Here is a 23,881-nt window from a genome sequence, read left to right as displayed (position 1 = left end):
CCGCTTTGAGCGAAAAGCGGACGTTGGTAATGCCAACCACCGTCAAGGTGGGCATGACTGGTATTGATGTATTTTATTGAACGGGAAGCAGGTCACTAATATTGGCACCCAACTTTTTAGAGAGGATCACTCGCAATGTACCGTACGATCGATGTTCATGTTGATAAATCCAGTTGGCCAGGGATCGGCAAGATTCCCAGTTTCCCGGCTGCTTTCACCGCAGGCAGCAGTTCCTTCAATTTGAACATCAACTCGATGTTATTAATCATCGGTTACCTGACAACACCGACTTCTGTTACAGGTGTTTCGCTTGCAGAATTCTGGGCGTGGGTGAGATATTTGGCAGCGATCACGCCCCGAGACCAGGATCTCCGCTTGACAAGAAGCTATGCAGATCTTGATGCGCATCAGAAAACTATTCTAAGTGATGACTTCGGAATGGGAGTGCCAATGGTCTGGCTCATGAAGAATTTACCATTGGTTGATATTGTCGATGGCCGCTATTTTTTGCAGCGCTACGGCGCAAGCCATGGCGCATACCAGCATCGCACCGCAAAGCGAGGGCCAAATAAGACGCCTGACTTCGTGGTACGTGGGCACGATGGAAAATGGCATATTATAGAATGTAAGGGAACTCAATCAGGTGAGGCTTTCAGGGATAGCCAAATCGATTCGGGTATATCCCAGAAACTTTCAATAAAGTTCCCACCAGGGCATACAGGGCAGAGGTTGGTATCAGGTCTTAGTATCGGCATTGAGGACGGTAATCCAAGTCACCTGAAGATCATTGATCCAGAACCTGAAGATCCTGTAATTATTACCGAAAGTGAAATGGAGTTTGTAAAGGACGCCGCAACCCGTGGCGTAATGGCCAAACTGCTTCGGTCGACAGGCTTTGAAACAGCGGCAGAGGCGGTAGCCGCGCCTTTCGGGAAACCGCAAGCCATGCCTCCATCGACAAAAAAAACAGATAAAAAGCGTATAGAGTTTCTTGCAGACCGCGACCGACGCGCACGCGAAGAGTTGCTGGAAAGCACCTCAAGAGCTCATCTTTTCGGCGGTCGCTATCGAGGCCGAGAGGTTACTTTCCAATTGCCGAGACCGATCTATATTTATGACGATATGATTTCAAAAGTTACCGTAAGGCAAGGAATGAATGTGGATGCCATCGATTTGCTCAGAGAGCAGCCAACCATTGAGACGCTAATCGACCCATCTCGTAACCATTGGATCGATATGATGGGGGCTAACATTATTCAGGATGACGAGCAAACCGCGACGTTGCAATTCGGAAGTATTTTCAGGTCCGAGTTGATTCTTAATTAATGTTCTCGGGCCGGGTTTTATGCGTGGCTTCATAATCCGGTCTCTGCGCGGGATAAAGATAACCAGCGTCTGCTGACACTCATCCGCGATGCCTTTTCACTGAGCGGTGGCGTATATGGCTATCGTCCGGTTCATGGCGATCTGAATGAAATCGGTGAAACCTGCGGCAAAAACCGGATGGGTCGTATTATGCAACTGAACCGGATTAAAGCCTTACGTGGCTATAAAGTTCCGCGTCGTATCGCTGGCCGCCCCTCAGTGGTTGCCCCTAATCGCGTGCAGCGCCAGTTTACTGTTGTTCGGGCCAATCAGGTCTGAGTTACCGATATTACTTATATCCGCACCTGGCAGCTGGCTGTATCTGGCGGCGGTTATCGATCTCTTCGCCCGTAACGTGGTCGGCTGGTCGATGAAACCTATGTTGTTGCGAGAGCTGGCGCTCGTAAACCTGACGGCGAGGTCATCGCACACTCAGACCGGGGCTGCCATCCCGGCGGCATCAGTCCGGAAGCCTTTAAACAGGCATCGTAGTGAGGACAGAATTTGTCTACGGGTATGGGGGCAGTCCACATCAGCCATTAAAATAAATGTTGTAAAATAATTAATCTGATTTCTGCTTATAGATACGCATGTAGCAAAAAGGACATGCGTATCCAAAACCAATCCTTATCCAAAACGGAGCCTAAATCATGGCAATCGACTAACGTTTCTGAGTAGATAAGGCCCTGAAGTAAGCGTTGCTAATCGATTGATAAATCTCAATATCTTCAGAACCTGCAAGTTCGACATACTCACTCTCACATGTAGATGGTTGAGCAGTGTGTTGGACACTTCTCGTGTTTGAGTGGATTGTTCCTATAAAAACTTCTGTTAATATAGGTAGTTCCAACTGGTTTCTGTCGTTTTTTTTCATATAAATCACTCAAGCCTCAACAAGTTAAGTTTATTACTATCAACTTCAGCAATAACTACCTGTTCTAATTTAGGAATCGCTTTAAGACTAACGCTATCCACAGGCATAGCCGCACCCTCTGTCGCTAACTCTAGCACCCCAGCTTTAGATTTTCGAGGTCCAGATTCAAAAAGTTCAAGAAACCTAGTTGGAGCTACTCCATCAAATTGTATCAACTTCACTTTTTCATCCGTCTCGATTACTGATTCGGTCATCGCATCTGAATGAAGCTTAAGAGCTAAGCTTTTTCTATACGGTTCAATGAAATATACTTCAGAGATACCAGAAGCGATAATATGCCTTGCGCAGGAATGGCATGGATAGGTTGTTACAAATATTTTTCCGCCTAAAATTTTTTCGCCTGCCACACGAGATGCACCAAGAATCGCATGCATTTCTGCATGAACCGCTCTTGAAAACTCTATTAAATCTTTTAATCGTGAGTTTTTTATAATGGTTTTAATCGCAGCTTCTCTTTTTTTTACAGGGATTATTTTTTCCTGTACAAGGCTATCAATGACAACTTCAGCCAATATTCTCTTTTCTGCATCATTCGAGCAATTTCTATTTTGTAAAGCATAACAACGATGATCAGGATCAATAACTTTTAAGCGGATAGATTGTTTACCATAGAGGCCACCACCATTACGAGGCACATCATTCCAACCGGTAGAAAGAAGTTCTCCAGATGAAGATGTTACTGCAGCACCAACTTGTCTTGATAGACATGCAGAATTACGAGCCGCTGAGGTGGCTGCATACATTGCATTTTCCTCTTCAGTCGGTGATATAACTGAACTCCTAAAAATTAGCTTAAAGAAACGTTCCAGTTTAGATAGAATTTGGCCTTTAGCCTCGGCATTTCCTGGCTCTGCCAACCCACTATCAACCCGCAAAAAGTAATCACATTTCGGGAAAGTGTCTCTAACTGATTGCCCATGGTCGAACTCTTCACCAGAATCGGTATTGATTAGTTCAGCAATATCTTCAACGCTTAGGCTATTAATTTTTGAGAGATTTTCACGCCTTGCCTCTAAAGGGGAGAACACACCTATAGAGAAAATCATTTTTCCATAGATTGATTTCAACAACTCAAGCTCAGAGGAATTTTTAACTGAATCAATAATATGACAAATTTTTTGATTTTTAATCTTACTCGCTTCCCCTTTGCTGGATTCATTGACAATATCATCAAACTCACCAAAGTTTTTTTTACGCTCGGCGCTAATTTTAGCAATAGCTAATTTTGCAAGAATATCACTACCGTACATTTCACGAAGTTTATCACCCACAGTTATCAGCGACTTGAATTTCTTTAGCTTAGTGCTTTCATCAATATTAATCTTTGTATATTTTGAATTAATCCGGATTAGATCACTCAAACGTATATCATATGTTTTATAGCCATATTTTTTCAGCGAGAATGATATCTGCTCAGCGGTTTCATGTAGCGGTGAACCAATTGGCCCACAAAGTGCGATTATAATTTCTGGAGTAACACTGTCTTTTATTTCTTGAGTTGCATTAATTGTTGACTGCTCGGCAATATCATCATTCCCAACAATTTGAAATTCTTGACTTTTATCTAAGGCTGTGCTTTGCATGCCCTTATCCTAATTAATAGTATTCTTCCCTCTTTATAGCTAATTAAGATAAATGTTGCAAAGTAATATTGCTAGGAAACTTGAGTTAGTAATCCTTTTGACGAGATGGTTTGACCTGTGTTCCCCGTTGATTAATACACACCGATGTTAGCAACGTCTTCATAAGCCACATGAGGACAACCCCATGAAGAAGCGTTTTTCAGACGAACAGTTCATCAGTATCCTCCGCGAGGCTGAAGCCAGGGTTTCTGCCCGTGAGTTTTGCCGTAAGCACGCCATTTCCGACGCCACCTTTTACACCTGTCGCAGGAGTTTTAGCGGCATGAAAATGCCTGTGGTGAAGCGGCTTAAGTTGCCTGAAGAGGTGAACGGTCAACTCAGGAAGCTACTTGCTGAAGCCATGCTTAGTAAGAAGGGGATTCAGGTGGCTCTCGGTCGAAAGTAATGACGACATACCAGAAGCGGGAAGCCGTTGAGTTTATGTGTGATGCTGGTTCAATGACCTCATTGAACCAGCATTTCCTTCATGGCCTCAGTCTGAAGCCGCAGCTAGTTTAAATAGTTTAGACCTGAATTCATCACTTAAGTCTTCAAGATCATCTATGAAAGGTTTATCCAGTAAGCGACTGATAAAACGACCATATTCATCTCTCTCCGGGTCGATAACCAATGGATCAGGCTCGCTATGCGTTAAGTCTCGTACGCAATGCGTTAAGTTTGGTATTGAGCTTAACGCATTAGCGAAGACCTCTTGCGGATAGGGCCTGGCAGGCAACAGGATTTTTCACGCTCTTGACCGCTTGAGACAAGAAATCCCCTGTCCACTAACTTTGGAAAAGCAAGAGAGTCATCCCGGGAATCCTTGCTGGTAAGCGGGACGGGTTCTCTCATGATTTTTCCATCCCTCTTCTGCTGCCGTGATAGCAATCATTCGTTCTCAGCGTCATACGCGAACAAAACATCGGGCATGAGACCGGTTTTCTCAACCGTCGCCAGAACGGACCGCGTTGAAGACTCGGAGATGACCTTCATCGTCTCATCACGAATTTCGACATACGCAGGGTCTTCTCGGGGCACGAAAGGCTCCAGGAGGTGGGCAATGGCCTTACTGTTAACAGAAAGGCTGAACGTGCCAGTGGCACGGTCCACATTCCAGATGTAGATGAGTGGCCATAAACCCATTTCGTCACATTCGGCCTCACTGCGGATCCCCCGGCAGGTACAAGGTCATAGACAGCTTTTCATCACTCAGCGTCAGCGCGATAAATTGTTTTGCCGTCAGTCGGAGACCTTGCCCTTGCTCAGCGTCAGGTTTTTTCTTTTTAAAGAATCCGAACATGGTTCTTACCTTGTTTATGACGAATCGGAGGGATAATCACTGTCTTACTGAGAGTGTTTATCAGAGCTTCATTGACCTCAGCGCAGACTCGCGGTAACTCTCATTCAGCAAAAGTTATTTTTACACGGTTCATGCCACCAGAAACGAGAATTACTTATCACTTTTCTTGGCAAGTTAACAACATGATGACCAACACACAACAGGCATGGATGATGGCACAATAATGAAGAAACGAGGGGGGATCTTTTGTTTACACTCGCAGCATTGTTCAGCTGCCGCTGTACCAGGCTTGTAGATAGTCAATTGTCATAACGTCTCCTAACGCTCTCTTCCGCCAGATCTAACTTGATAAAGTTGTTTTCAAATTAGCGATATTCAATGGCGGGCCATGAGTGGTTCACGCTGCATTTCAAAGGCGACAGCCCTATGAGCGAAAATCCCTTCAGAGACCAGCCGTTCATGCAGACCAGATGCCCAAACGTATTCTTCTTGCTGCAAACCAATCCTGTCACGAATCCATTTGATAAGGCCGCTTTGAGCGAGGAACGGACATTAAATTCGTCGATTCATGGTGCTCCTCTTGTGCGTCCTTTCTGGCAAGAGAACTGGCTCGATGTAAAACATAAATACACAATTCTCCGTAAGTGTATGAAGAAGATTTTTTTAACGATGAGTCGAGGTCCGTATATTGGAATGACATGATAAGAATGGAAAATATAACTATGTTTAGAACCTTCGCGTCAGCATTCCTACTTCTGTGCCCAACAATCAGCTTCGCGGCCTCACATGAAGAGATATTGCGTTTAAATGCTGAACAAAAGGCAGGTAGTAAGGTTGTTTGTCATGCCCCACTTAATATTCTGGTGGGCCAGAAGCCTGTCACTCTGGATTTTAAAATAGTATGACCGTGATTTCGAATCATGGTAACAAAAGAACCTATAAGGTCATTACAACGCTCATACCCTCTGGTACAACAACACCTGTTATCACTAAACGCTACCATCTGAACGTCACTACAGACGAAATCGGTCAAACACATAAAATCGATCCAGACAGCATCAGCGTAACAAGTCCTTATTCCGCAGAGATGGCAAAACTAAATGAATCTCAGCTTCGCAGCACCACTGAAAGCTATCAATCTGACAGTATGATGACAGTGACAAATTTCCCTAACTTCACCATTCAGGGATATGAAAACGGTCCTGTCACTCGATGTTCAATATCGACTCAAAACGGTAACGGGTGACGCCGTCCTGATGAATGCAGGATAGAAATTATTAGATAATTAACGGCTAGTTATTGCTCAATAATTGTCCACTTCTTGGCTCGAAGGGGATAAGCTAACTGGGTTAAATGTCCGCCCTGAGTATGGTACAAGCCTTGCAGTGAGTAATTATCTCCTTACTTGATGCCATAATTAACAGGTAGAGACCTGACGTAATCTGCAATTTCTCCATTATAAAGAGTCGATATACTCACAAAGGTACCCGCTATATCTTCGCTGTCAACGTCATCAAGGGATTGAAGAGTGCCCGCAATACTCTCCTGCATCTCAATGGCTACATCAGGATTAATTAGAGTCTCGTCGGTAAATTCGAGTGCGATAGCGATATCGGCAATGATTTTTACTAATTGTGTAGAGTGTGATGACATTTTGAACCTCTTCTTAGTTTTTGACCTGCTTTTCGCGCATCAACTTAACATGAAGTTAGCAACTTCCACTTCCGGCACAAAGCGGACGTTCATAGCAATTCCAACTGTTCAGAGGCATTTGACACTGACAGGCAGTATGCAACCAGTACATTGTGTGCCATGTATTGGAATGCGTAGGTTGAGCATACTTACCGGCGGCGGCGCAATAGAGAATAGGTTTGCTACTGGCCTTTGGCGGCGCCAGCCTGCTACTTACGCCTGGAGAGTGACTGAAACCGTATATAACAGGTAAGTAACTAACACGCTGGCCCGAACCTGCACTTACCCCGGCAACACGCTAGCGAATTAAGCGCCGGTTATCGTCGGCTGACGTGCCTTCATCGAATCATGCTTGCCTGGATTGCACTCCTGGGTGGTACCAGGAAGATAAAATTTTCCGTCCGCATCAGGATCGGTGCCGCCGGGACATCCCGGCCTGCCGGCAGAGCCATCAGTATTACCCCCATCTGAGCCGTTTCCACCGTCAGCGCCGGATTCTCCCGCATAGCCGCCGTTTCCTCCCTCACCTTCGGCTCCTCCCTGTCCAGCGCTGACAGAGCATGCGAACAATGCCAAAAAGCAGGCCAGAAAATACTTATTCATTGGTTAGCCTCTCGATTCGTAACGGGCAGCTCAGGCTGCCGCTGCGGGTAATACTCACGAAGAGATACACTACCATCCGTTTTATCTCTGCTGACTTAACAGATCATCAAAAACCGTTTTTCAGTAAAAAGTAAGGCCGTCAATTTACGCAGTGCCTGCTACTGACCATACTCTGATTACTGCCAGGGTAATCACTGACGCCCGCGCGGGCGTCACTGGCGCTGCACCCTCTTATCGTGACTGGTTCACCCAAATCAGTTGATCGGTTGCGAAGCCCAGTCGCTGGGCATAGGCGAGATAACGCTGTTTGACTTCAGCCGGAATGGTGGGCTGACGCGACAGAATCCACAGATACCCCCGGTTCGGCCCGGCGACAAGTGCATACTGATAATCTTCATCCAGCGCGATCACGTTATAACCACCGTAAAAAGGTCCGAAGAACGAGACCTTCAGCGCGGCGACGTCAGGTTTGCCGGTGAAGTAAGCTTTGCCTTCGCTCTCGCTCCACGCTTTTTTCTCCGGATCGTAACCGCGATTCAGCACGCTGATACCGCCGTCGCTGCGTTTGCCGTAGGTGGCGGTCACATGATCTTTACCGCGTTCGAAACGGTGATCGAGGCGGGCAATTTCATACCAGGTACCGAGATAGCGATCGGCATTGAAGTGGGTGATGGGCTGCACCCCTTTAGGTGGCGTCGGGGATTTACAGGCGACCAGGGTAACAGACAGCGCCGTAATGGCGACTAACGGCCAGATTTTCATCGCAACTCCTTTATATCTCTCAAAATCCTGTCTGAAGTATAGATAAGGATAGCGAAACCGGCGCGGCGCAAAACCTTACGCCGCGCCGGTCTGTCGATTAACGGCGTTTCTCAACTTCATCTTCTGGCGGAATCACCGGCTCATCGATAGCGATCGATTTTCCCGATTTCAGTAGCTGAATATCCAGAATCACGTAGGTCATAGTGGTTATAAACAGCGAGATCACACTGCCAATCACGCCGCTGGTGGTGAAGGTGAAGTAGTTGTACATCACCACCCAGGTGAGGCAGATAAACATCGCCAGCGCCACGGTAATCGCCGACTGCGAGTAATGCGTGGTACGCGCCCCCATTTCATTAATCTGCAGGCTCAGGTTGCAGCCGCTGTATTTTTCCAGCAGCACGATAGTGTGATCCCAGTTGTGCAGGCGGCGTGCGCTGCCGCGCGCGGCGAACAGAAACAGCAGCGACAGGAACAGACCAGAAAAGGCGATCAGGACCGGTACCGCTTCCAGCGCATAGGCAATGCTTTTATGGCTCGACGCTTGCGCGACCGCGCTCAAATCCAGCGTCAGCGAGCAGCCCAGTGCGCCATACAGGAACACAAACAGCAGCAGATAGAGCGCGTTGCGTTTCCAGTCGAGCTCTGCTTCATGATTTCTTTGTAACCGCGCATCCTGCAACGCCTGTTGCAGGCGCAGTTGTTCGTCAGACGGGGAATCGATACTGGCGATCTCTTCGCCCAGTAAGCGGTGAATAAAAGGCTGATCGGCCTGATCGAGGGTGATGCGCATAAATTTTCCGCTAGCAAAATATTCGTGGCGTCAGTGTAACGTAAAACGAAACTCACCGGGCGTCCGGTGCAGCGGCTGCGCATTTTGCCGCCATCAACACGCACCGGGTAAAGGGGGAGAGCAGCAGTCCTTCGCATCCACCGATTGGCGATATCTGATTATTCGGGTAACGTGGAATTTCATACTAATACGTCAAAATTATTCCCGTACCCTACGTAGCAGGAGAGGTCAGTTATGTCCGTCCATTCGCCGCTCATCGGCATCGTCAGCGATGATGTCAGTCATCCGCACAATATGCACATGCTCAAAGAAGTCACGCGTCAGCTCAGTGCGCGTGATCGGCTGCCGGTGCTGCTGTGCGCCGCCACGCGCGAGGATTTTCAGGCCGCGCTGCGGAACGCGGCGTCGCTGCCGCTGGGCGGACTGCTGTTCCTGAGCTCGCCGTGTCAGGATGCGCAGGAGATCGCCGCGCACCTGCTGCCGTCGCTGCGCGCGGTGCATCTGTGCCCGAACGACAGCGCGGGCGCTGATGTGGTGGTTGCCGATGCGTATCACGCCGGGCAGCAGCTTGGCGCACTACTGCTGTCGCAGGGACACCAGCGTTTGGGCGCTATGCAGGTGCAGGCAAGTGACACACCGCCGCGCCAGGTTCAGGGGTTTATTGCCAGCCTGCAGGCGGAAGATAAGACGCTGCACGCAGCACTGCACGCCGGTGCCCTTCACCGTGAGCAGGCTTATCAGACAATGATGGCTTACCTGAAGAAAACCCGTGCGGCAGAACGCATCAATGCATTGATGTGCGAATACGACGAGCTGGCCTTTGGCGCACTGCAGGCCGTGCGCGACTTCGGTCAGGGCGCGCATATCGCCGTGGTGGGCTTTGATGATGCTGACGAGGCGCGCGGCTCCACATGGCACCTGAGCAGCTGGGCACCGCGCCGTGATTTACTGGTGACGGAAGCCCTCAACCGGCTGCTGGATCAGCGTCCGGACCACAGCCGCGCCTGGCAGCAGGGTGAGCTGCAGGTGCGCCATTCGCATCACGGCAAATATGTGCCTGGCGAAATGTCGCAGTGCGGCTGCGCCATCCGTCACTGATCGCTGCAAGCCTTTCCCCCTGGGCGCCGGGCTGATTTCCACACACTGGCGCTGATCTTTGCCGGATTTTTATATCCGCGCAGGTTTTCTTTACGCCTTTTTTATATTGCCGGCGGTTAAATCAGCGCAGCAGGCGGCACTGTGGCGCGCCTTAACCTTAAAGGGAAATATCATGCCCGGCACTATTCTGGTCACACATAATCAGCATCAGTCTTCCACGCTGGCAGCCATTTACGATCGCCTGATGGCCCGACGCGGTGGCCTCTGGGTCTGCTGGGATGGACAACGTATCGTCGCTGCGCAGGAAGCGGCGCGCACGCTTAGCTTTCAGCAGGGTAACGAATACGACAGGCTGCAATTTGCGCTGACGCGCGCAGAATACGAAGAGGGCTATCACGGCTACGTACATCAGGGGTTGTGGCCGGTGTTTCACCAGCGTCCGGACCTGGCACGTTTCACCAGCGCCAGCTTCCAGGCCTATCGACAGCTGAATGCGGTTTATGCCCATGCCATCGCCGAATATGCCATGCCGGACGATGTTATCTGGCTGCAGGATTATCACTTCATCCCAACGGTGAAAATGCTGCGTGATACCGGCTTAACTAACCGCATCGGTTTGTTTTTACATCAGCCGTTTCCGTCCGGTCAGCTGTTTGAAGCGATCCCTGACTGGCGCAGCCTGGCAGAATCGCTGCTGTGCTGCGACCTGATTGGCTTCCAGACCGGGCAGGATATGAATAACTTTCTGCTGTGGCTGGAGAGCGAGTTTCGCGCTGAACGCTTAGGCAGGAACCGTCTGCGCGTGCACGGTCACATCATCACCACCGGCGTGTTTCCGGTCGGGATCGATCTGGCTGAGGTTCAGGCGTTACTTGAGAGTAACAGCTGCCAGTATATGGAACAGCAGAGCCGCGAACATTTGCCGGCCAACACGGTGCTGAGCGGCGGTCATCTCGACGACAGCGCAGGTCTGCCGTATCGCATCAGCGCGCTGGAAGTGCTGCTGCGCCATCATCCCGACTATGCGGGCAACATGATGTTATTGCAGCTGGCTTCTGCTGCCAGCGGACACCCGCACCGGCAGCAGGCGATCAGCCACAATCTGGAAAATCTGTGCGGTGAGGTCAATGGCGTGCACGGTATGCTCAACTGGTATCCGGTCAGCTATCTCAACCACGATTATCGACGTGAAGAGCTGGCCGGACTGTATCGTGCGGCGCGGGTGGCACTGGTGACGCCACTGATGGCGGGCATGAGCCTGATGGCGAAAATGTATGCTGCGCTGCAGGATCCGGCGAATCCCGGCGTGCTGATTCTGTCGCAGTTCGCGGGTGCGGCCGAACAGATGGATGGCGCGCTGATCGTTAATCCTTACGATCCTGATGCAATGGCGGATGCCATCCATACGGCATTACGGCTGCCGCTCAGCGACCGTCAGAACCGTCATGCGCGCTTGATGAATAACCTGCACCGCTACGATTGTCACTGGTGGGCCGACAGCTTCCTCGCCCTGTTAATGGATGAGCCGCAGCCGGAGAGTGTGCAGCTGTGTAGCCGTCACCTGTCGGGCGCAGGCATAAGCGGGCGGTTACGTTATTGATAAGCAGACAGGGGCAGAGCGGGGCTAATGTCGGGTGTTTTTGCCCGTATTATCACGGTTGCGAAAAATATGGGTCACGTTATCGCTACCTTTTAACGCCACCGCTTCGCCCAGTGGCGCACTTTTGCTGTTCTGCACTTCAGCAATCGCATAGCGAAACGCGCGCTGGCGGGCCGGATCGGTTTCTGAGGCCGCCATCGCGCGCAGTTTTTCCAGCAGCGCGAGAGTGGTTACCGGTCCGGCTTGTTTTAACAATTGCAGCACGGCATCGCCCATGACAATGTCGGCCAGTTTTTCATCTTCACTTCTATACATAAAAGCTCTCAGTATCCGCGTTGCGTTTAGCATTGCCTGGTGCAGGTAAACCAAAGCCTAATCAACGACTGATAGTGTCGCTCTTCCTCTGTCGGAAATGTGTGACCTGCTGAGCGAAATTTTTCCCCGACAGCACCCTTAAACTTATACAACAAAAGCGCTTCTGTACAGGCGGGAGTGCGAGTGGCAAGGGTTTTTAGCCACATAATCCCTGACAAACAGTGGCTTGAATCAGATATTAATGCGCACTCTACAGTGAGGGTGCAATTTCCCGGTAGGGTCGCCATTGATGGCGACCGAATCATGGCTGACTGTCGATTCGTTAAAACATAACAAGCGCTGCCGCCGTCATCCTGCACCGTTACCCGCCCCGGCGCTAATCGCTGCTGCCCAGAATATCCATAAACTCCTGCACTGGCCGGTCGTAGACGTTCATACTGCCGGGACGGTCGCTGAGCCAGGCCACAGCCAGTTCCCAGCACACATCAACGTCGCTAATGCGGCAATAATGCAGCGTCGTGCTGCGCGCTTTCACTACCTGTTCGGGCAGCAGGGCAATCCCCATATTGCGCTCAACCAGACTCAGCAGGGTTTCCAGATCGCTGACTTCAAACGTCACTTTGCGGCTCAGCCCCTGCAGGGCAAAACTGTTGTCATTCACCTTGCGGGTGCCCTGGCCGGCTTCGAAATCGATAAACGACTGCTGCGCCAGTTGTGCCATGGTGACGTCCGGCTGCATCGCGGTGAATCCGGCATAATCGGCGGCGAACGCTACTACGATTTCATCGCAGGCGATGATGCGCGACGACAGCCGGTCGGAGACTTCCTCCACCGGCATAATCGCCAGATCGATCTGCTGATTGTGCACTTTTGCGTTGAGCTTCGCCGATGATCCCTGACACAGCTTGACGTCAAAATCCGGAAAGCGACGAATAAAGGTTTCCAGTAATTGCGGCAGATCGATAAACGGCGGCACGCTTTGCACCGTGCCAATCGACAGGGTTCCGGTCTTAAGCGCCACGATCGCTGCCACTTCCTGCGACGCTTTTTCGACAAAGGCGCCGATGGTTCTGGCGTAATCAAGAAACACTTTCCCGGCCATGGTCAGGCGCACCTGGCGAGTGGAGCGGATAAAAAGCGGCGTGCCCAGTTCCTCCTCCAGCTGTTTGATCGAGGTGGACAAGGCCGATTGCACAATATGCATACTCTGTGCGGCGCGGGTGAAATTTTCATGTTCCGCCACGGCGATGAAGTGCCGCATCTGGCGCAATTCCATCAGTTATCTCCATAAAAGATGAATTTAATCACAATAATGAATTTTACAGATTAACGATACGCGGTAAAAATTTGTCCGGCAATCGCCTGTTCGCCGCGCGGTTTTGCAGGAAAGCAGAACAATGTCTTCTGTGCACCTGTACGGCGGCATTTAATGAGAGGAATCTGTTATGAGTTATGTTGCATCGCCAGCGCGTTATCAGACCAACATGCAGTACCGTAAAACCGGCAAAAGTGGCCTGGTGCTGCCGCTGATCTCGCTGGGGCTATGGCAGAATTTTGGCGGCGTTGACGTGTTTGAGACCGGCAGAGCGATCCTGCGCCACGCGTTTGATAACGGCATTACCCATTTCGACCTGGCTAATAACTACGGTCCGCCAGCGGGATCGGCTGAAGAAAACTTTGGCCGCTGGCTGGCGCAGGATTTTGCCCCATATCGTGATGAACTGATCATCTCCAGCAAAGCCGGCTGGGATATGTGGCCGGGTCCCTACGGTGGCCCGACCGGCACCCGTAAGCATCTGATTGCCAGCTGTGATAACAGCCTGCGCCGCATGGGGCTGGATTATGTCGATATCTTCTACAGTCATCGCGTCGATCCGAATACGCCGCTGGAAGAGACCATGGGCGCGCTGGTACAGCTGCATCGTCAGGGTAAGGCGCTGTATGTCGGCATCTCTTCCCATTCGCCAGAGCTGACGCGTCAGGCCGCTGCGATTCTGGCCGATGAGAAAGTGCCGTTGTTTATTCATCAGCCCAATTACTCGATGCTAAACCGCACGATTGAGCACGGGCTGCTCGATACGCTGGCGGAGCTCGGCAGCGGTTGCATTGCCTTTTCCCCGCTGGCACAGGGCATGCTGACCAACAAATACCTCAACGGCGTACCGCAGGGCGCGCGCGCCGGCGGCAGCGATCCGCGTCTTTCTGCCATGCTCAGCGAAGAGAACCTGGCAAAAATTCGCGCGCTCAACGCGATTGCTGAAGCGCGCGGTCAGACGCTGGCGCAGATGGCGATCGCCTGGGCGCTGCGTGATGAGCGGGTCACTTCTGCGCTGATTGGTGCCCGCACGGTTGATCAGTTAAGCGATTCCCTGCGCGCGCTGGACAACCTGACCTTTACGGCACAGGAACTGGCGGACATTGATCGCTACGCCACCGAAGGCGGGGTGGATATGTGGCGCGTCTCTTCGCAACTTAAATAATGCCCGGCGCCGCGCAACGCGGCGCGCTTTATCGCTGCGCCTGCTGTAACCGCACGGCGCGGCGAAATGCATTGGGTGACTGACCCGTTTCACGCTTAAAAGCATGACTGAAGGCGCTCTCTGAGGCGTAACCCAGCGTCTGCGCTACCACGGCCACCGCCTCATTTTCCTCCTGCAACGCACGCTCTGCCAGCCGCATGCGCCACGCCGTCAGATAGGCTATCGGCGTAATGCCAACCACCTGGCGAAAATACTGGGCAAAACGGGTGCGCGACATGGCACAGGCACGCGCCAGTTCGTCCAGATGCCAGTTGCGTGCCGGTTCGCCATGCAGCCGCTGTAACGCCGGTGCCAACCGCGCATCGCTCAGCGCCCGCAGCCAGCTGGCGGGCAGTGCGCTGCTGGTTTGCAAATGCGCCCGCAGAATCTGGATGAACAGCAGTTGTGCCAGCTGGGCCGTTGCCAGCTGCGATCCCGGCTGGACATGCTGGCCTTCCTGCACCAGTTGATCCAGCACCCAGCGGAATGACGCCGCCTGCGGTGACGCCGCCGGTACCTGAATCCAGGGAGGTAATACGTGGGTCAGTAAACGACCACTGGCAGGATCAAGCAGTACATGGCCGCCGATATGGACAAAATCATCACCGCTGCCAATCGGCGCATGACCTTTTCCTGCGCCATAAAACACACTCATGGCGTCAACCGGCGGCTCGTCCGGATGGCTGGCCAGCACGAAGGCGCGTTTAGCGCTCAGCAAGCCGACGTCGCCGGTGGCAAAGTGGAACGGTTCAGATTCGCCCTCCAGTATGACCCAGCAACTGCCTTTGATGATGGCGAAGAATTTAATTTTATCGGGCGCAGGGAAGCGCAGCGCCCAGCGTCCGCCCGCGGTAAAACCGCCGGTCAGCAGTGATTCAGCGCGAACGAATCGCAGAATGTCGGAAAAGGGGTCAAGGCTCATTTCTGTACTATCACGCAAGTAAACTGCATTGGCAAGCATTCAAAATCCGCCCTCCGCCGCTTAACGTAGAGCGCGTCGAATGAACGATGCTTGTGATGAGGAAGTAAAATGAGTAATGAAAAGGTTCTGGTTACCGGCGGCAGCGGGTTTATCGCTCAGTACTGCATTATTGCGCTGCTGCAGCAGGGCTATCAGGTGCGAACCACCTTACGTGATGCCGAACGTGAAGCTGAAGTCAGGGCGCATCTGTTGCAGGCCGGGGTGGCCGCAGGCGAGGCGCTGCAATTCGTTGTTGCCGATTTAACGGCAGACGCGGGCTGGGAAGACGCGGTGGCAGGCTGTCGCTTCGTGCTGCATGGCGCTTCACCCACCCCGACCGGTAGCCAGGTAAGCGAAGCTGACTGGGTGAATCCGGCGATTCAAGGAAATCTGCGCGTATTGCGCGCCGCGCGCGATGCAGGTGTTAAACGTGTGGTACTGACCTCGGCGTTTGGCGCGGTCGGTATCGGACATCCAGCGGACTATCCGCGCCCCTTTACCGAGCGCGACTGGAGCGATGTCAGCGGCGATGTGTGGCCGTATCAGAAATCGAAAACCCTGGCGGAACGCGCCGCCTGGCAGTTTATCGCTGAGCAGGGTAACGGTCTGGAACTGGCCACGGTGAACCCGGTGTCGGTGCTGGGACCGGTGCTGGGTGCCGACTATTCACATTCGATTCGCATTGTGAAGGAGCTACTGGAGGGGCAGCCAGGCTGTCCTGACATCAACTCATGTTTTGTTGACGTGCGTGACGTGGCCAGTCTGCACGTGCTGGCGATGACCCACGCCGCCGCGCAGGGGCAGCGCTTCCTCGCCAGTTCGGGGCACAGCCTGCCGCTTATTGAGGTGGCGCGCACGCTCAAGACCCATCTGGCAGCAGAAGCAGAGAAGGTTTCGCTGCAGCCAATGAGTGACGCCATGGTGCGAGCGGCGGCAGCGCAAAATCCGCTGATGACGGGAATGGTAAAACTGCTGGGCGTTGATATGAACGTCAGCGCCGCTAAAGCTGGCTGGCTGCTGAACTGGCACCCGCGCAGTCCGCAGGAGGCCATTCTTGCCACCGCGCGCAGCCTGATTGCGCTGGGGCTGGTGGCAAACCACTAGTCTGACTGCGGCATTTATCATCACCCTGGTGACGCGCAGATGCTATATAAATGATAACAATTATCATATATAGCAATTGATGAGGATATCATGCCGTCTCCACAGGTGATAAACGCCGACTGCTGTATCGTCGGCGGCGGTCCGGCCGGCTTAATGCTGGCCTATTTACTGACGCGCGCCGGCCTGCGCGCGGTCGTGATTGAGAAACACGCCGATTTTCTGCGCGATTTTCGCGGCGACACCATTCATCCCTCAACCCTGGAGATCATGCACCAGCTGGGTCTGCTCGACGCGCTGCTGGCGCTGCCGCATCAGCGCGCGGAAAAGTTACAGGCGGAAGTGGGCGGGCAGGAGATCACCATGGCCGATTTCTCCCGTCTGCCGTTGCGCTGCCGTTTTATCGCCTTCATGCCGCAGTGGGACTTCCTCACTTTCCTCGCCGCCCAGGCGGCGCACTATCCCGGTTTCACGCTGCTGCAATCCACCGGTTTTGACGATTTTCTTTATCAGGATGGCGTAATCGCAGGCGTGAAAACGTTACAAGGTCACGAAATTCACGCGCCGCTGGTGATAGGCGCTGATGGCCGTCGCTCGGCGGTGCGGCAGAAAGCCGGGCTGGTGGGTAAAAGCTTTGGTGCTCCACGCGATGTGGTGTGGTTCCGGCTGGATAAACAGCCGGACGACCCCGAGCTGGGGATGGGCCACAAGGGGCCGAAGCAAAACTTCATCGTTATTGACCGCGGCGAATACTGGCAGTGTGGATTCACCATTCAGAAAGGCGAATTCGAGGCGCTGAAGCAGGCCGGGCTCGACGCGCTGAAAAACCGCATGGCAGAGGTTGCGCCGTTCAGCGTGGCGCGCATGGCGCAGCTGCAGGAGTGGCAGCAGCTGAGTCTGTTATCCATCCGTATCGATCGGCTGGACAAATGGATGAAGCCCGGCGTGCTGTGCATTGGCGATGCTGCGCATGCGATGTCACCGATTGGTGGCGTTGGCGTGAACCTGGCGATTCAGGACGCGGTGGCCAGCGCCAATTATCTGACGCGGCCGTTGCAAAACGGCACGCTCACGCTGCGCGATTTAGAGAATGTGCAGCGGCGGCGGCAGTTTCCGACGGTGGCGACGCAATTCCTGCAGATCAAAATGAGCAGCGGCAAGCGCCCGCGCACCAAGCCCAGTAAGGTTCCGCAGCTCATCAGCCGCTATCCGTTTTTACGCCATCTGTTTGGCCGATTGATCGGCATGGGCTTCCGCCCGGAACGGCCACGTCTCGCCGGAGAAAAAAACGTAGCCGGGTAATTATTGCAATTGCGATGCTTTTGTAACATTAAATTAACTTTTGCGGCGGGCTATCATTAAAAAAATTGCTTAATCGGAGAGGGGGTTTAATCACTTTGTGCCTTATTTGTCGGCAGATATAACCTGAACGTCAACGCGATCTCAACGAAGCGTAAATGGCGTGAGGCGAGTGAATAGCGGGATTACGCGATGATAAAGGTTTTCTATTGATTTCAGCGGTGACACAAGGTTGGCAAAAGCCACAGGTTGATTATGGTTAAGGGGCATGACACAAACCATAAGAAACTGAGGAAGACAGCAGGTATGAAACTGGAAAACTTATCTCGCAGAAGCTTTATGGCCTTCGCGGCTGGTGGCACCGTGGCGCTGGCGGCCGGCAAGGTCCATGCCCACGACGGCAAGGTGGCGACTTATCCGGCGAATGATCCCAACCATCCGCGCGATCCTGGCCCGCACGATCCAGTGCGCGAAGCGCTGAATCCGGATCTGGTCGATCCACCAGCAACCGACAGCGGCACGTTGCCCAACCTGCGCTTCTCGTTCAGCGATGCGCACGTGCGTAAGGGCAGCGGCGGCTGGACGCGTCAGGTGACGCAGCGCGAACTGGGCATTTCCACCACCATTGCTGGCGTCGATATGCGGCTGGATAAGGGGGGCATCCGCGAACTGCACTGGCACAAAGAGGGCGAGTGGGCCTACATGCTGTACGGCAATGCGCGCATCACCGCGCTGGATACCGCAGGTGGCTGGTTTGTCGATGACGTCGGCGTGGGCGATTTATGGTATTTCCCGCCGGGCGTGCCGCACTCGATTCAGGGCCTCGGGCCGGACGGCTGCGAATTCCTGCTGGCCTTCGACAACGGCAATTTCGATGAAGACAGTACCTTTCTGCTCAGCGACTGGTTCAAACATATCCCGCCCGAAGTGCTGGCAAAAAACTTTGGCGTGCCGGCTGAGGTGTTTAACACGCTGCCCTCGCCGGAAGAGGAGTACATCTTTGCCGGGCAGGCACCGGACGGCGCGGCGGCTTCGGCGGTGAGCGGCGGGGTGAAATCGAAACAGGTCTTCTCGCATAAAATGCTGGCGCAGAAGCCGTTGACGCTGCCGGGCGGCACGGTACGCATTACTGATTCCAGTAATTTTACGGTATCGAAAACCATCGCCGCCGCGCTGGTGGAACTGGCTCCCGGTGCGATGCGCGAACTGCACTGGCATCCCAATAACGATGAATGGCAATACTATCTGGAAGGTCAGGGGCGGATGGGCGTGTTTGCCTCGTCGGGTCAGGCGCGTACGTTTGACTTCCGCGCCGGTGATGTCGGCTATGTGCCCTTTGCCATGGGGCACTATATCGAAAACACGGGTGACAAGCCGCTGCGCTTTCTGGAACTGTTTAAAAGCGATTATTACGCGGATATTTCGCTCAACCAGTGGCTGGCCAGCACGCCACCGGCGCTGGTGCGTCAGCATCTGCATCTCAGCGACACCTTCATGAAGGCGCTACAGCAGGAGAAGCATCCGGTAGTGAAATAGCCCGTGACCACGCGCAGCCGGTGCTGCGCGTTCTCTCCTGATACTGTCCACATCTGGCGTGCATATCCTGCCCGGAACCCTGTGGATAAACCTTTCGTTGCCCCGTGCCAGCTGAGCTGACCAGCAGGCGGTTATTTTCTGAACGGCCGCCAGCGCAGCGATTTCAGTTTGTCACGACGGGCTGCTGCCTGCATCACCAGACTCATCGCCGCGGGTAAAACCGTGAGCGTCACCAGCGTCGCCACTAACAGCCCACCGATAATCGCCAGCGCCATCGGTCCCCAGAAAACCTGACGCGAGATGGGGATCATACCGAGAATCGCGGCGCTGGCGGTGAGCACGATCGGCCGGGCGCGGTGTTCTACCGCAGCCGCAATGGCCGCATCCGGCGGCATACCTGCATCAACGTTGTTATCTGCCTCGCTGATCAGGATCACCGCGTTGCGGATGATCATGCCAGCCAGAGCAATAACACCCAGCAGCGCCACAAAGCCCATCGGCGTGCCGGTCGGCAGCATGGCCAGCACAATGCCCGGCAGACCAAAGGGCGCCATCAGCAGGGCCAGCAGCAGGCGGGAAATCCGCCGCAGTTGTAACATCAGCAATACCAGCATGCAGAGCAGCGTGACCGGCAGGATAGCGATCACCGACTGGTTGCCCTTGTCAGACTCTGCTACCGCCCCGTCCTCGTTCAGGCGGTAACCGGCCGGCAAGCTGGCTCTGAAGGTGGCAATCAGCGGCGTGAGGCCGGCGGAGACGGCTTCCGCGCGCAAACCCGGCGCCGTATCGGTCTGGACGGTGATAAACGGCAGGCGCTGGCGTCGCCAGATAACGGGATCCTCCAGCCCCCACTGCGGTGTTGCGACCTGCGTCAGCGGAATTTTTGCGCCCGACGGCGCGGTTAGCAGCAGTCCGGACAGGCTGCTCAGATCATGGCGCGCTGCAGCGTTGCCCTGCAGCACCACATCAATCAGCCGGTTGCGATCGCGTACCGTGGTGATCAGCGTTCCTGACCAGAGCGTATGCAGATACTGAGCAATCAGGTCCGAAGAGAGGCCGGCTGCGCGCGCTGCCGTCTGATTCACCTGCAAGGTGATAACGCGTTCGGGCTCACCGGCGGTTTGATTGACGTCACGCGTCAGCGCTGAGCTGCCGAGCGCGGCGGCCAGCCGCTCTGCCAGCTGCTGCACCTGGCGATAATCCGGCCCGCTGATGCGATAACGAATCGGCCAGCCTACCGGCGGACCGAGCTCGAGCGGCGCGACGCGCGTGGTGATGTCGCTGAAGTCCCGGGCAAGCACCGCATCCAGCGAGCGCTGCAGTCGTTCACGGGCAGCCAGGCTTTTGGCCACCACCACCAGCTGAGCGCTGTTTTCATCGTCCAGCAGCACATCCATGGGCAGGTAGAAGCGTATCGCACCGGTGCCGACGTAAGACGAATAGTGGTCAACATCCCGGCTGGCGGAGACAATCCGCTCAAGGCGTTGCACCTGACGCAGGGTGGCCTGCTGCGACGCACTGGCCGGCAGCGCCAGGCTCACCAGCAGCTCCGGCCGATCGGAGGCCGGGAAAAACTCGCCCTGCATATACGTGGTGCCGACGCCGGCCAGCAACAGCGCCAGCATCGCCATCGCCAGTGTCAGCATGCGGTGGCGCAGCACGCTGCTCAGCAGGCGGCGATAGCACTGGCTGAGGCGCCCGTTTCCGGCGCGGTGCTGCTTTAGCGTGGCCGGCAACAGCCAGCTGCCGGTCAGCGGTGAAAACAGCACCGCCACCAGCCATGAGCTGATGAGCGCCATCAGCACCACCGCAAACAGGGTATAGCAATATTCGCCCGCGCTGGATGCGGCAAAGCCGACCGGAATAAAACCGGCAATCATCACCAGCGTACCGGTCAGCATCGGGAAGGCGGTGGTACTGAACGCCCAGGTCGCTGCGCCGGTGCGGGAATCGCCGGCCTCCAGCCGCGCCACCATGGTTTCCACCGTGATCATTGCATCGTCTACCAGCAGGCCCAGCGCAATGATCAGCGCGCCGAGCGAGATGCGCTGCAGGCCGATACCGGCCAGATGCATGCCGATAAACGTCATGGCGAGCACCAGCGGGATCGCCGCCGCGACCACCAGGCCGGCGCGCAGTCCCAGCGAGACAAACGAAACCGCCAGCACAATGATCACTGCCTCGCCCAGCACATCGACAAATCCGCTCACCGCCTGTTGCACTACCGCTGACTGATCGGCGATGCGCGTCATCTCAATGCCGTGCGGCAGCTGGCTGGCTTCGCTCTCCATGCGCGCCCGCAGTGCCTGGCCAAACTCCAGCATGTTGCCGGTGGCGGCCATCGACACGGCCAGTCCGATGGCCGGCTGGCCGTTAACGCGAAAAAGCGGGGCAGGCGGCTCAGCGGGGCGGCGCGTGATGGTGGCGATCGCCGTCAGCGGAACATAGCGATCGTTAACGCGCAGCGTAACCCCCTGCAGGCTCGCCTCGCTGTTGAACGCGCCGCTCACGCGCAGGGCGATATTATCGGTGGCGGTGCGCACGCTGCCCGCCGGCTCGACGACATTCTGCGCCCGTAGCGCCTCTGCTACCTGCTGCAAATCCAGCCCCATGGCGGACAGCTGGCGCGGGGAAAAAGCCACCACCAGTTGCTCTTCCTGCTCGCCCAGTAGCTGGATCTTACCCACATCCGGCAGACTCATCAGATCGCGGCGAATGTCGTCCACCCGGTCCCGCAGCTCGCGCGGGGAAAAACCGTCAGCAGTGAAGCCGTAAATCGTGCCAAAGGTATCGTCAAACTCATCGTTGACCGCCGGGCCCTGCACGCCCTGCGGCAAAGCCGGGGTCACATCCTGCATTTTTTTACGCACCTGGTACCAGATTCCGGCCACCTGCGCAGGCGGGGTGTCGTCACGCAGATTGACGAAAATGACCGTGCGGCCAGCGTGCGTTTCACTCTGCACATAATCCAGCCAGGGAATTTCCTGCAGCTTTTTCTCCAGCGGATCGGTGACCAGTCTGACCGTATCGTTGATGTCGGCACCTGGCCACTGCGCAGACACCACCGCAGTTTTGATGGTGAACGCCGGATCTTCGTTGCGCGAGAGTTTTTCATAGCTGACGATGCCTGCTGCCACGATCAGCAACATAAGAAAGGCCATCAGCTGCTGCTGCTTCAGCGCCCAGGCAGAAAGATTAAACGCCGGTTTCATGCTGGTCCTCCTGGCTGCCGGCAACGCGTTCACCGTCACGCAGGCTTCTGACGCCCGCCGTGATCACCCGATCGCCTGGCCTGATGCCGGCGCGAATCCATACCGCATCTGCCGTGTAGCCGGCAATCGCCACCGTGCGCCGGATAACGCAGTTTTTCACCGGGTCAAGAATAAACACCGCCGGCTGGCCTGCCTGGCGGGTGAGCGCGGTGGCCGGAATCGCCATCACCGCATCCGCCGTCGTGTCGGCCAGCGGCAGGGTGACGGCGACGCTGGCACCCAGCACCATCTCCGCGGGAAGATTGTCCAGTGTGATGCGCACCCGCCAGCTGCGTGTCTGGGCGTCGGCTTGTGGACTGACGTCACGCAGGTGCGCTTCGGCCATCACGGACGGATTCTGCAATAGCGCAACGCGGAAACGGGCACTGGCCCGGCGATCGAGGGTTTCAGGTGTGGCAACGTCAAATACCACGTCACGGCCTGTGCCGGTCGCAACGGTAAACACCGTCTGACCAGCGCTGACCACCTGACCGGCTGCGGCGCTGACGCCCGTCACCACGCCATCGTCAGGCGCGGTGAGGTGGGTCCAGCGCAGGCTATCCTGCGCATTTTTCAATGCCGCTTCACTACTCTGCCGCCGCGCCAGCGCAGCCTGCCAGTCGGCGCTGGCGCTATCGAGCTGAGCACGGGCAATTGCCCCGGACGGCATCAGCAGCCGCATGCGGTGCAGATTGAGGGCCGCCACCTTTTCGGCCGCGCGGCTGCTGTTCAGCTCCGCCTGTGCGCTCGCCAGCTGATTCAGCGCGCCGGGGCTGTCAAGCACCGCGAGCGTCTCTCCCTGCCTGAAGCGGCTGCCGACATCGGCGCTGCGCGTCAGAATCCGCCCCTCCAGCCTGAAACTGAGCGAGGTTTCATCGTGCGCGCGGATCTCGCCGGTCAGGGTTTGCTGCCCGGCGGGCGTGGGCGGGCCAACCGTGATGAACTTTACCGGACGCGGTGGCGGCGGCGTGGGTGAACGCTTGCGGTCACAGCCGGTCAGCAGCAGGGCCGTCAGCAGCAGACAGGGCAGCAGCGGCAGCAGGGAAACCAGGTGGCGCGGATTAAGCAGGTGGCGCACACCCTGTTTGATCAGGCAGGGAAGCTCGTCGGTCATGGCGCAATTCCTTTAT

21 protein-coding genes and 2 pseudogenes are annotated in these 23,881 nt (G+C 54.8%); 11 read left to right on the top strand and 12 right to left on the bottom strand.

Annotated features, from left to right (window positions below; translation table 11 throughout):
- Positions 1–135 precede the first annotated feature (135 nt).
- Together C1Y43_RS06330 and C1Y43_RS06325 are read left to right on the top strand one after the other, a co-directional pair.
- Positions 136–1,326 carry a hypothetical protein gene (locus C1Y43_RS06330; RefSeq protein ID WP_199189141.1) on the top strand — a complete coding sequence of 397 codons (1,191 nt, stop codon included), beginning with the start codon at positions 136–138 and terminating at the stop codon, positions 1,324–1,326.
- 3 nt (positions 1,327–1,329) lie between these two features.
- Positions 1,330–1,854: pseudogene (locus tag C1Y43_RS06325) on the top strand (IS3 family transposase); the annotation flags it as partial.
- Positions 1,855–2,244: 390 nt separating this feature from the next.
- Here the strand turns inward: C1Y43_RS06325 and C1Y43_RS06320 are convergent.
- Positions 2,245–3,882 (bottom strand): anti-phage dCTP deaminase, encoded by a 1,638-nt coding sequence (locus C1Y43_RS06320; RefSeq protein WP_104187490.1) that lies wholly within the window; start codon positions 3,880–3,882, stop codon positions 2,245–2,247.
- Between the two features lie 184 nt (positions 3,883–4,066).
- On the opposite strand from C1Y43_RS06320, the pseudogene C1Y43_RS06315 reads away from it, so the two are divergent.
- Positions 4,067–4,422: pseudogene (locus C1Y43_RS06315) on the top strand (transposase); the annotation flags it as partial.
- A gap of 387 nt (positions 4,423–4,809) precedes the next feature.
- Here C1Y43_RS06315 and C1Y43_RS24085 read toward each other — a convergent pair.
- Positions 4,810–5,064, bottom strand: a complete 255-nt coding sequence (locus tag C1Y43_RS24085) for a hypothetical protein (RefSeq protein ID WP_233209804.1) — start codon at positions 5,062–5,064, stop codon at positions 4,810–4,812.
- Between the two features lie 16 nt (positions 5,065–5,080).
- Complete coding sequence (locus C1Y43_RS24080) at positions 5,081–5,221, bottom strand: hypothetical protein (RefSeq protein WP_233209803.1); 141 nt, start codon at positions 5,219–5,221, stop codon at positions 5,081–5,083.
- A gap of 426 nt (positions 5,222–5,647) precedes the next feature.
- Here C1Y43_RS24080 and C1Y43_RS23595 point away from each other — a divergent pair, with 426 nt between their 5' ends.
- Both C1Y43_RS23595 and C1Y43_RS23590 read left to right on the top strand, forming a co-directional pair.
- The gene (locus C1Y43_RS23595; RefSeq protein WP_146068648.1) at positions 5,648–5,923 is read left to right on the top strand and encodes a hypothetical protein; all 276 of its coding nucleotides are present in this window, start codon (positions 5,648–5,650) and stop codon (positions 5,921–5,923) included.
- 199 nt (positions 5,924–6,122) lie between these two features.
- Positions 6,123–6,467 carry a hypothetical protein gene (locus tag C1Y43_RS23590; RefSeq protein WP_146068647.1) on the top strand — a complete coding sequence of 115 codons (345 nt, stop codon included), beginning with the start codon at positions 6,123–6,125 and terminating at the stop codon, positions 6,465–6,467.
- Positions 6,468–6,622: 155 nt separating this feature from the next.
- Here the strand turns inward: C1Y43_RS23590 and C1Y43_RS06305 are convergent, their stop codons facing one another.
- The 4 genes from C1Y43_RS06305 to C1Y43_RS06290 form a co-directional block, all read right to left on the bottom strand.
- A complete protein-coding gene (locus C1Y43_RS06305) occupies positions 6,623–6,874 on the bottom strand; it encodes a hypothetical protein (protein ID WP_104187489.1) in 252 nt (83 codons plus the stop codon).
- A 345-nt stretch (positions 6,875–7,219) separates the two neighbouring features.
- Positions 7,220–7,516 (bottom strand): hypothetical protein, encoded by a 297-nt coding sequence (locus tag C1Y43_RS06300; RefSeq protein WP_104187487.1) that lies wholly within the window; start codon positions 7,514–7,516, stop codon positions 7,220–7,222.
- Positions 7,517–7,747: 231 nt separating this feature from the next.
- Positions 7,748–8,278, bottom strand: a complete 531-nt coding sequence (gene blc / locus C1Y43_RS06295) for an outer membrane lipoprotein Blc (protein WP_021508986.1) — start codon at positions 8,276–8,278, stop codon at positions 7,748–7,750.
- A gap of 97 nt (positions 8,279–8,375) precedes the next feature.
- Positions 8,376–9,071, bottom strand: a complete 696-nt coding sequence (locus C1Y43_RS06290) for a hypothetical protein (protein WP_058770282.1) — start codon at positions 9,069–9,071, stop codon at positions 8,376–8,378.
- Between the two features lie 234 nt (positions 9,072–9,305).
- On the opposite strand from C1Y43_RS06290, the gene C1Y43_RS06285 reads away from it, so the two are divergent.
- A complete protein-coding gene (locus C1Y43_RS06285) occupies positions 9,306–10,169 on the top strand; it encodes a substrate-binding domain-containing protein (protein ID WP_058781559.1) in 864 nt (287 codons plus the stop codon).
- Positions 10,170–10,341: 172 nt separating this feature from the next.
- Entirely contained in the window at positions 10,342–11,769 is a 1,428-nt protein-coding gene (locus C1Y43_RS06280) for a trehalose-6-phosphate synthase (RefSeq protein ID WP_104187783.1), read from the top strand.
- A 24-nt stretch (positions 11,770–11,793) separates the two neighbouring features.
- Here the strand turns inward: C1Y43_RS06280 and C1Y43_RS06275 are convergent, their stop codons facing one another.
- Both C1Y43_RS06275 and C1Y43_RS06270 read right to left on the bottom strand, forming a co-directional pair.
- Positions 11,794–12,084 carry a hypothetical protein gene (locus tag C1Y43_RS06275; protein WP_058759061.1) on the bottom strand — a complete coding sequence of 97 codons (291 nt, stop codon included), beginning with the start codon at positions 12,082–12,084 and terminating at the stop codon, positions 11,794–11,796.
- A 376-nt stretch (positions 12,085–12,460) separates the two neighbouring features.
- Entirely contained in the window at positions 12,461–13,360 is a 900-nt protein-coding gene (locus C1Y43_RS06270) for a LysR family transcriptional regulator (protein WP_058770278.1), read from the bottom strand.
- A 169-nt stretch (positions 13,361–13,529) separates the two neighbouring features.
- On the opposite strand from C1Y43_RS06270, the gene mgrA reads away from it, so the two are divergent.
- Positions 13,530–14,564 (top strand): L-glyceraldehyde 3-phosphate reductase, encoded by a 1,035-nt coding sequence (gene mgrA, locus C1Y43_RS06265; RefSeq protein ID WP_058770277.1) that lies wholly within the window; start codon positions 13,530–13,532, stop codon positions 14,562–14,564.
- A gap of 28 nt (positions 14,565–14,592) precedes the next feature.
- On the opposite strand, the gene C1Y43_RS06260 is transcribed toward mgrA, so the two are convergent.
- On the bottom strand, positions 14,593–15,525 hold the full coding sequence (locus tag C1Y43_RS06260; protein WP_233209802.1) for an AraC family transcriptional regulator: 933 nt from the start codon (positions 15,523–15,525) through the stop codon (positions 14,593–14,595).
- A gap of 108 nt (positions 15,526–15,633) precedes the next feature.
- On the opposite strand from C1Y43_RS06260, the gene C1Y43_RS06255 reads away from it, so the two are divergent.
- From C1Y43_RS06255 to C1Y43_RS06245, 3 genes are all read left to right on the top strand, one after another.
- Positions 15,634–16,668: an aldehyde reductase gene (locus C1Y43_RS06255; RefSeq protein WP_104187483.1), complete on the top strand. Its 1,035-nt coding sequence runs from the start codon at positions 15,634–15,636 to the stop codon at positions 16,666–16,668.
- Between the two features lie 90 nt (positions 16,669–16,758).
- Positions 16,759–17,967, top strand: a complete 1,209-nt coding sequence (locus C1Y43_RS06250) for an FAD-dependent oxidoreductase (RefSeq protein WP_104187482.1) — start codon at positions 16,759–16,761, stop codon at positions 17,965–17,967.
- Between the two features lie 336 nt (positions 17,968–18,303).
- Positions 18,304–19,500, top strand: coding sequence for a cupin domain-containing protein (locus C1Y43_RS06245; RefSeq protein ID WP_193717973.1), 1,197 nt, complete (start codon positions 18,304–18,306; stop codon positions 19,498–19,500).
- Between the two features lie 131 nt (positions 19,501–19,631).
- Here the strand turns inward: C1Y43_RS06245 and C1Y43_RS06240 are convergent, their stop codons facing one another.
- Together C1Y43_RS06240 and C1Y43_RS06235 are read right to left on the bottom strand one after the other, a co-directional pair.
- The gene (locus C1Y43_RS06240; RefSeq protein ID WP_104187479.1) at positions 19,632–22,712 is read right to left on the bottom strand and encodes an efflux RND transporter permease subunit; all 3,081 of its coding nucleotides are present in this window, start codon (positions 22,710–22,712) and stop codon (positions 19,632–19,634) included.
- On the bottom strand, positions 22,696–23,865 hold the full coding sequence (locus tag C1Y43_RS06235) for an efflux RND transporter periplasmic adaptor subunit (protein WP_104187477.1): 1,170 nt from the start codon (positions 23,863–23,865) through the stop codon (positions 22,696–22,698). The genes C1Y43_RS06240 and C1Y43_RS06235 overlap by 17 nt, the downstream gene beginning before the upstream one ends.
- Positions 23,866–23,881: the final 16 nt, after the last annotated feature.

This window comes from Pantoea sp. ICBG 828 (genome assembly GCF_002928355.1).
GTDB classification, from domain to species: domain Bacteria; phylum Pseudomonadota; class Gammaproteobacteria; order Enterobacterales; family Enterobacteriaceae; genus Pantoea; species Pantoea dispersa.
This window is presented reverse-complemented; position numbering and strand designations above follow the sequence as displayed.

Excerpts from the sequence above, each read along its gene's own strand:
- C1Y43_RS06330 (WP_199189141.1), top strand. The coding sequence starts at position 136 with ATGTACCGTACGATCGATGTTCATGTTGATAAATCCAGTTGGCCAGGG.
- C1Y43_RS06320 (WP_104187490.1), bottom strand. The coding sequence starts at position 3,882 with ATGCAAAGCACAGCCTTAGATAAAAGTCAAGAATTTCAAATTGTTGGG.
- C1Y43_RS24085 (WP_233209804.1), bottom strand. The coding sequence starts at position 5,064 with ATGGGTTTATGGCCACTCATCTACATCTGGAATGTGGACCGTGCCACT.
- C1Y43_RS24080 (WP_233209803.1), bottom strand. The coding sequence starts at position 5,221 with ATGTTCGGATTCTTTAAAAAGAAAAAACCTGACGCTGAGCAAGGGCAA.
- C1Y43_RS23595 (WP_146068648.1), top strand. The coding sequence starts at position 5,648 with ATGAGCGAAAATCCCTTCAGAGACCAGCCGTTCATGCAGACCAGATGC.
- C1Y43_RS23590 (WP_146068647.1), top strand. The coding sequence starts at position 6,123 with ATGACCGTGATTTCGAATCATGGTAACAAAAGAACCTATAAGGTCATT.
- C1Y43_RS06305 (WP_104187489.1), bottom strand. The coding sequence starts at position 6,874 with ATGTCATCACACTCTACACAATTAGTAAAAATCATTGCCGATATCGCT.
- C1Y43_RS06300 (WP_104187487.1), bottom strand. The coding sequence starts at position 7,516 with ATGAATAAGTATTTTCTGGCCTGCTTTTTGGCATTGTTCGCATGCTCT.
- blc (WP_021508986.1), bottom strand. The coding sequence starts at position 8,278 with ATGAAAATCTGGCCGTTAGTCGCCATTACGGCGCTGTCTGTTACCCTG.
- C1Y43_RS06290 (WP_058770282.1), bottom strand. The coding sequence starts at position 9,071 with ATGCGCATCACCCTCGATCAGGCCGATCAGCCTTTTATTCACCGCTTA.
- C1Y43_RS06285 (WP_058781559.1), top strand. The coding sequence starts at position 9,306 with ATGTCCGTCCATTCGCCGCTCATCGGCATCGTCAGCGATGATGTCAGT.
- C1Y43_RS06280 (WP_104187783.1), top strand. The coding sequence starts at position 10,342 with ATGCCCGGCACTATTCTGGTCACACATAATCAGCATCAGTCTTCCACG.
- C1Y43_RS06275 (WP_058759061.1), bottom strand. The coding sequence starts at position 12,084 with ATGTATAGAAGTGAAGATGAAAAACTGGCCGACATTGTCATGGGCGAT.
- C1Y43_RS06270 (WP_058770278.1), bottom strand. The coding sequence starts at position 13,360 with ATGGAATTGCGCCAGATGCGGCACTTCATCGCCGTGGCGGAACATGAA.
- mgrA (WP_058770277.1), top strand. The coding sequence starts at position 13,530 with ATGAGTTATGTTGCATCGCCAGCGCGTTATCAGACCAACATGCAGTAC.
- C1Y43_RS06260 (WP_233209802.1), bottom strand. The coding sequence starts at position 15,525 with ATGAGCCTTGACCCCTTTTCCGACATTCTGCGATTCGTTCGCGCTGAA.
- C1Y43_RS06255 (WP_104187483.1), top strand. The coding sequence starts at position 15,634 with ATGAGTAATGAAAAGGTTCTGGTTACCGGCGGCAGCGGGTTTATCGCT.
- C1Y43_RS06250 (WP_104187482.1), top strand. The coding sequence starts at position 16,759 with ATGCCGTCTCCACAGGTGATAAACGCCGACTGCTGTATCGTCGGCGGC.
- C1Y43_RS06245 (WP_193717973.1), top strand. The coding sequence starts at position 18,304 with ATGGCCTTCGCGGCTGGTGGCACCGTGGCGCTGGCGGCCGGCAAGGTC.
- C1Y43_RS06240 (WP_104187479.1), bottom strand. The coding sequence starts at position 22,712 with ATGAAACCGGCGTTTAATCTTTCTGCCTGGGCGCTGAAGCAGCAGCAG.
- C1Y43_RS06235 (WP_104187477.1), bottom strand. The coding sequence starts at position 23,865 with ATGACCGACGAGCTTCCCTGCCTGATCAAACAGGGTGTGCGCCACCTG.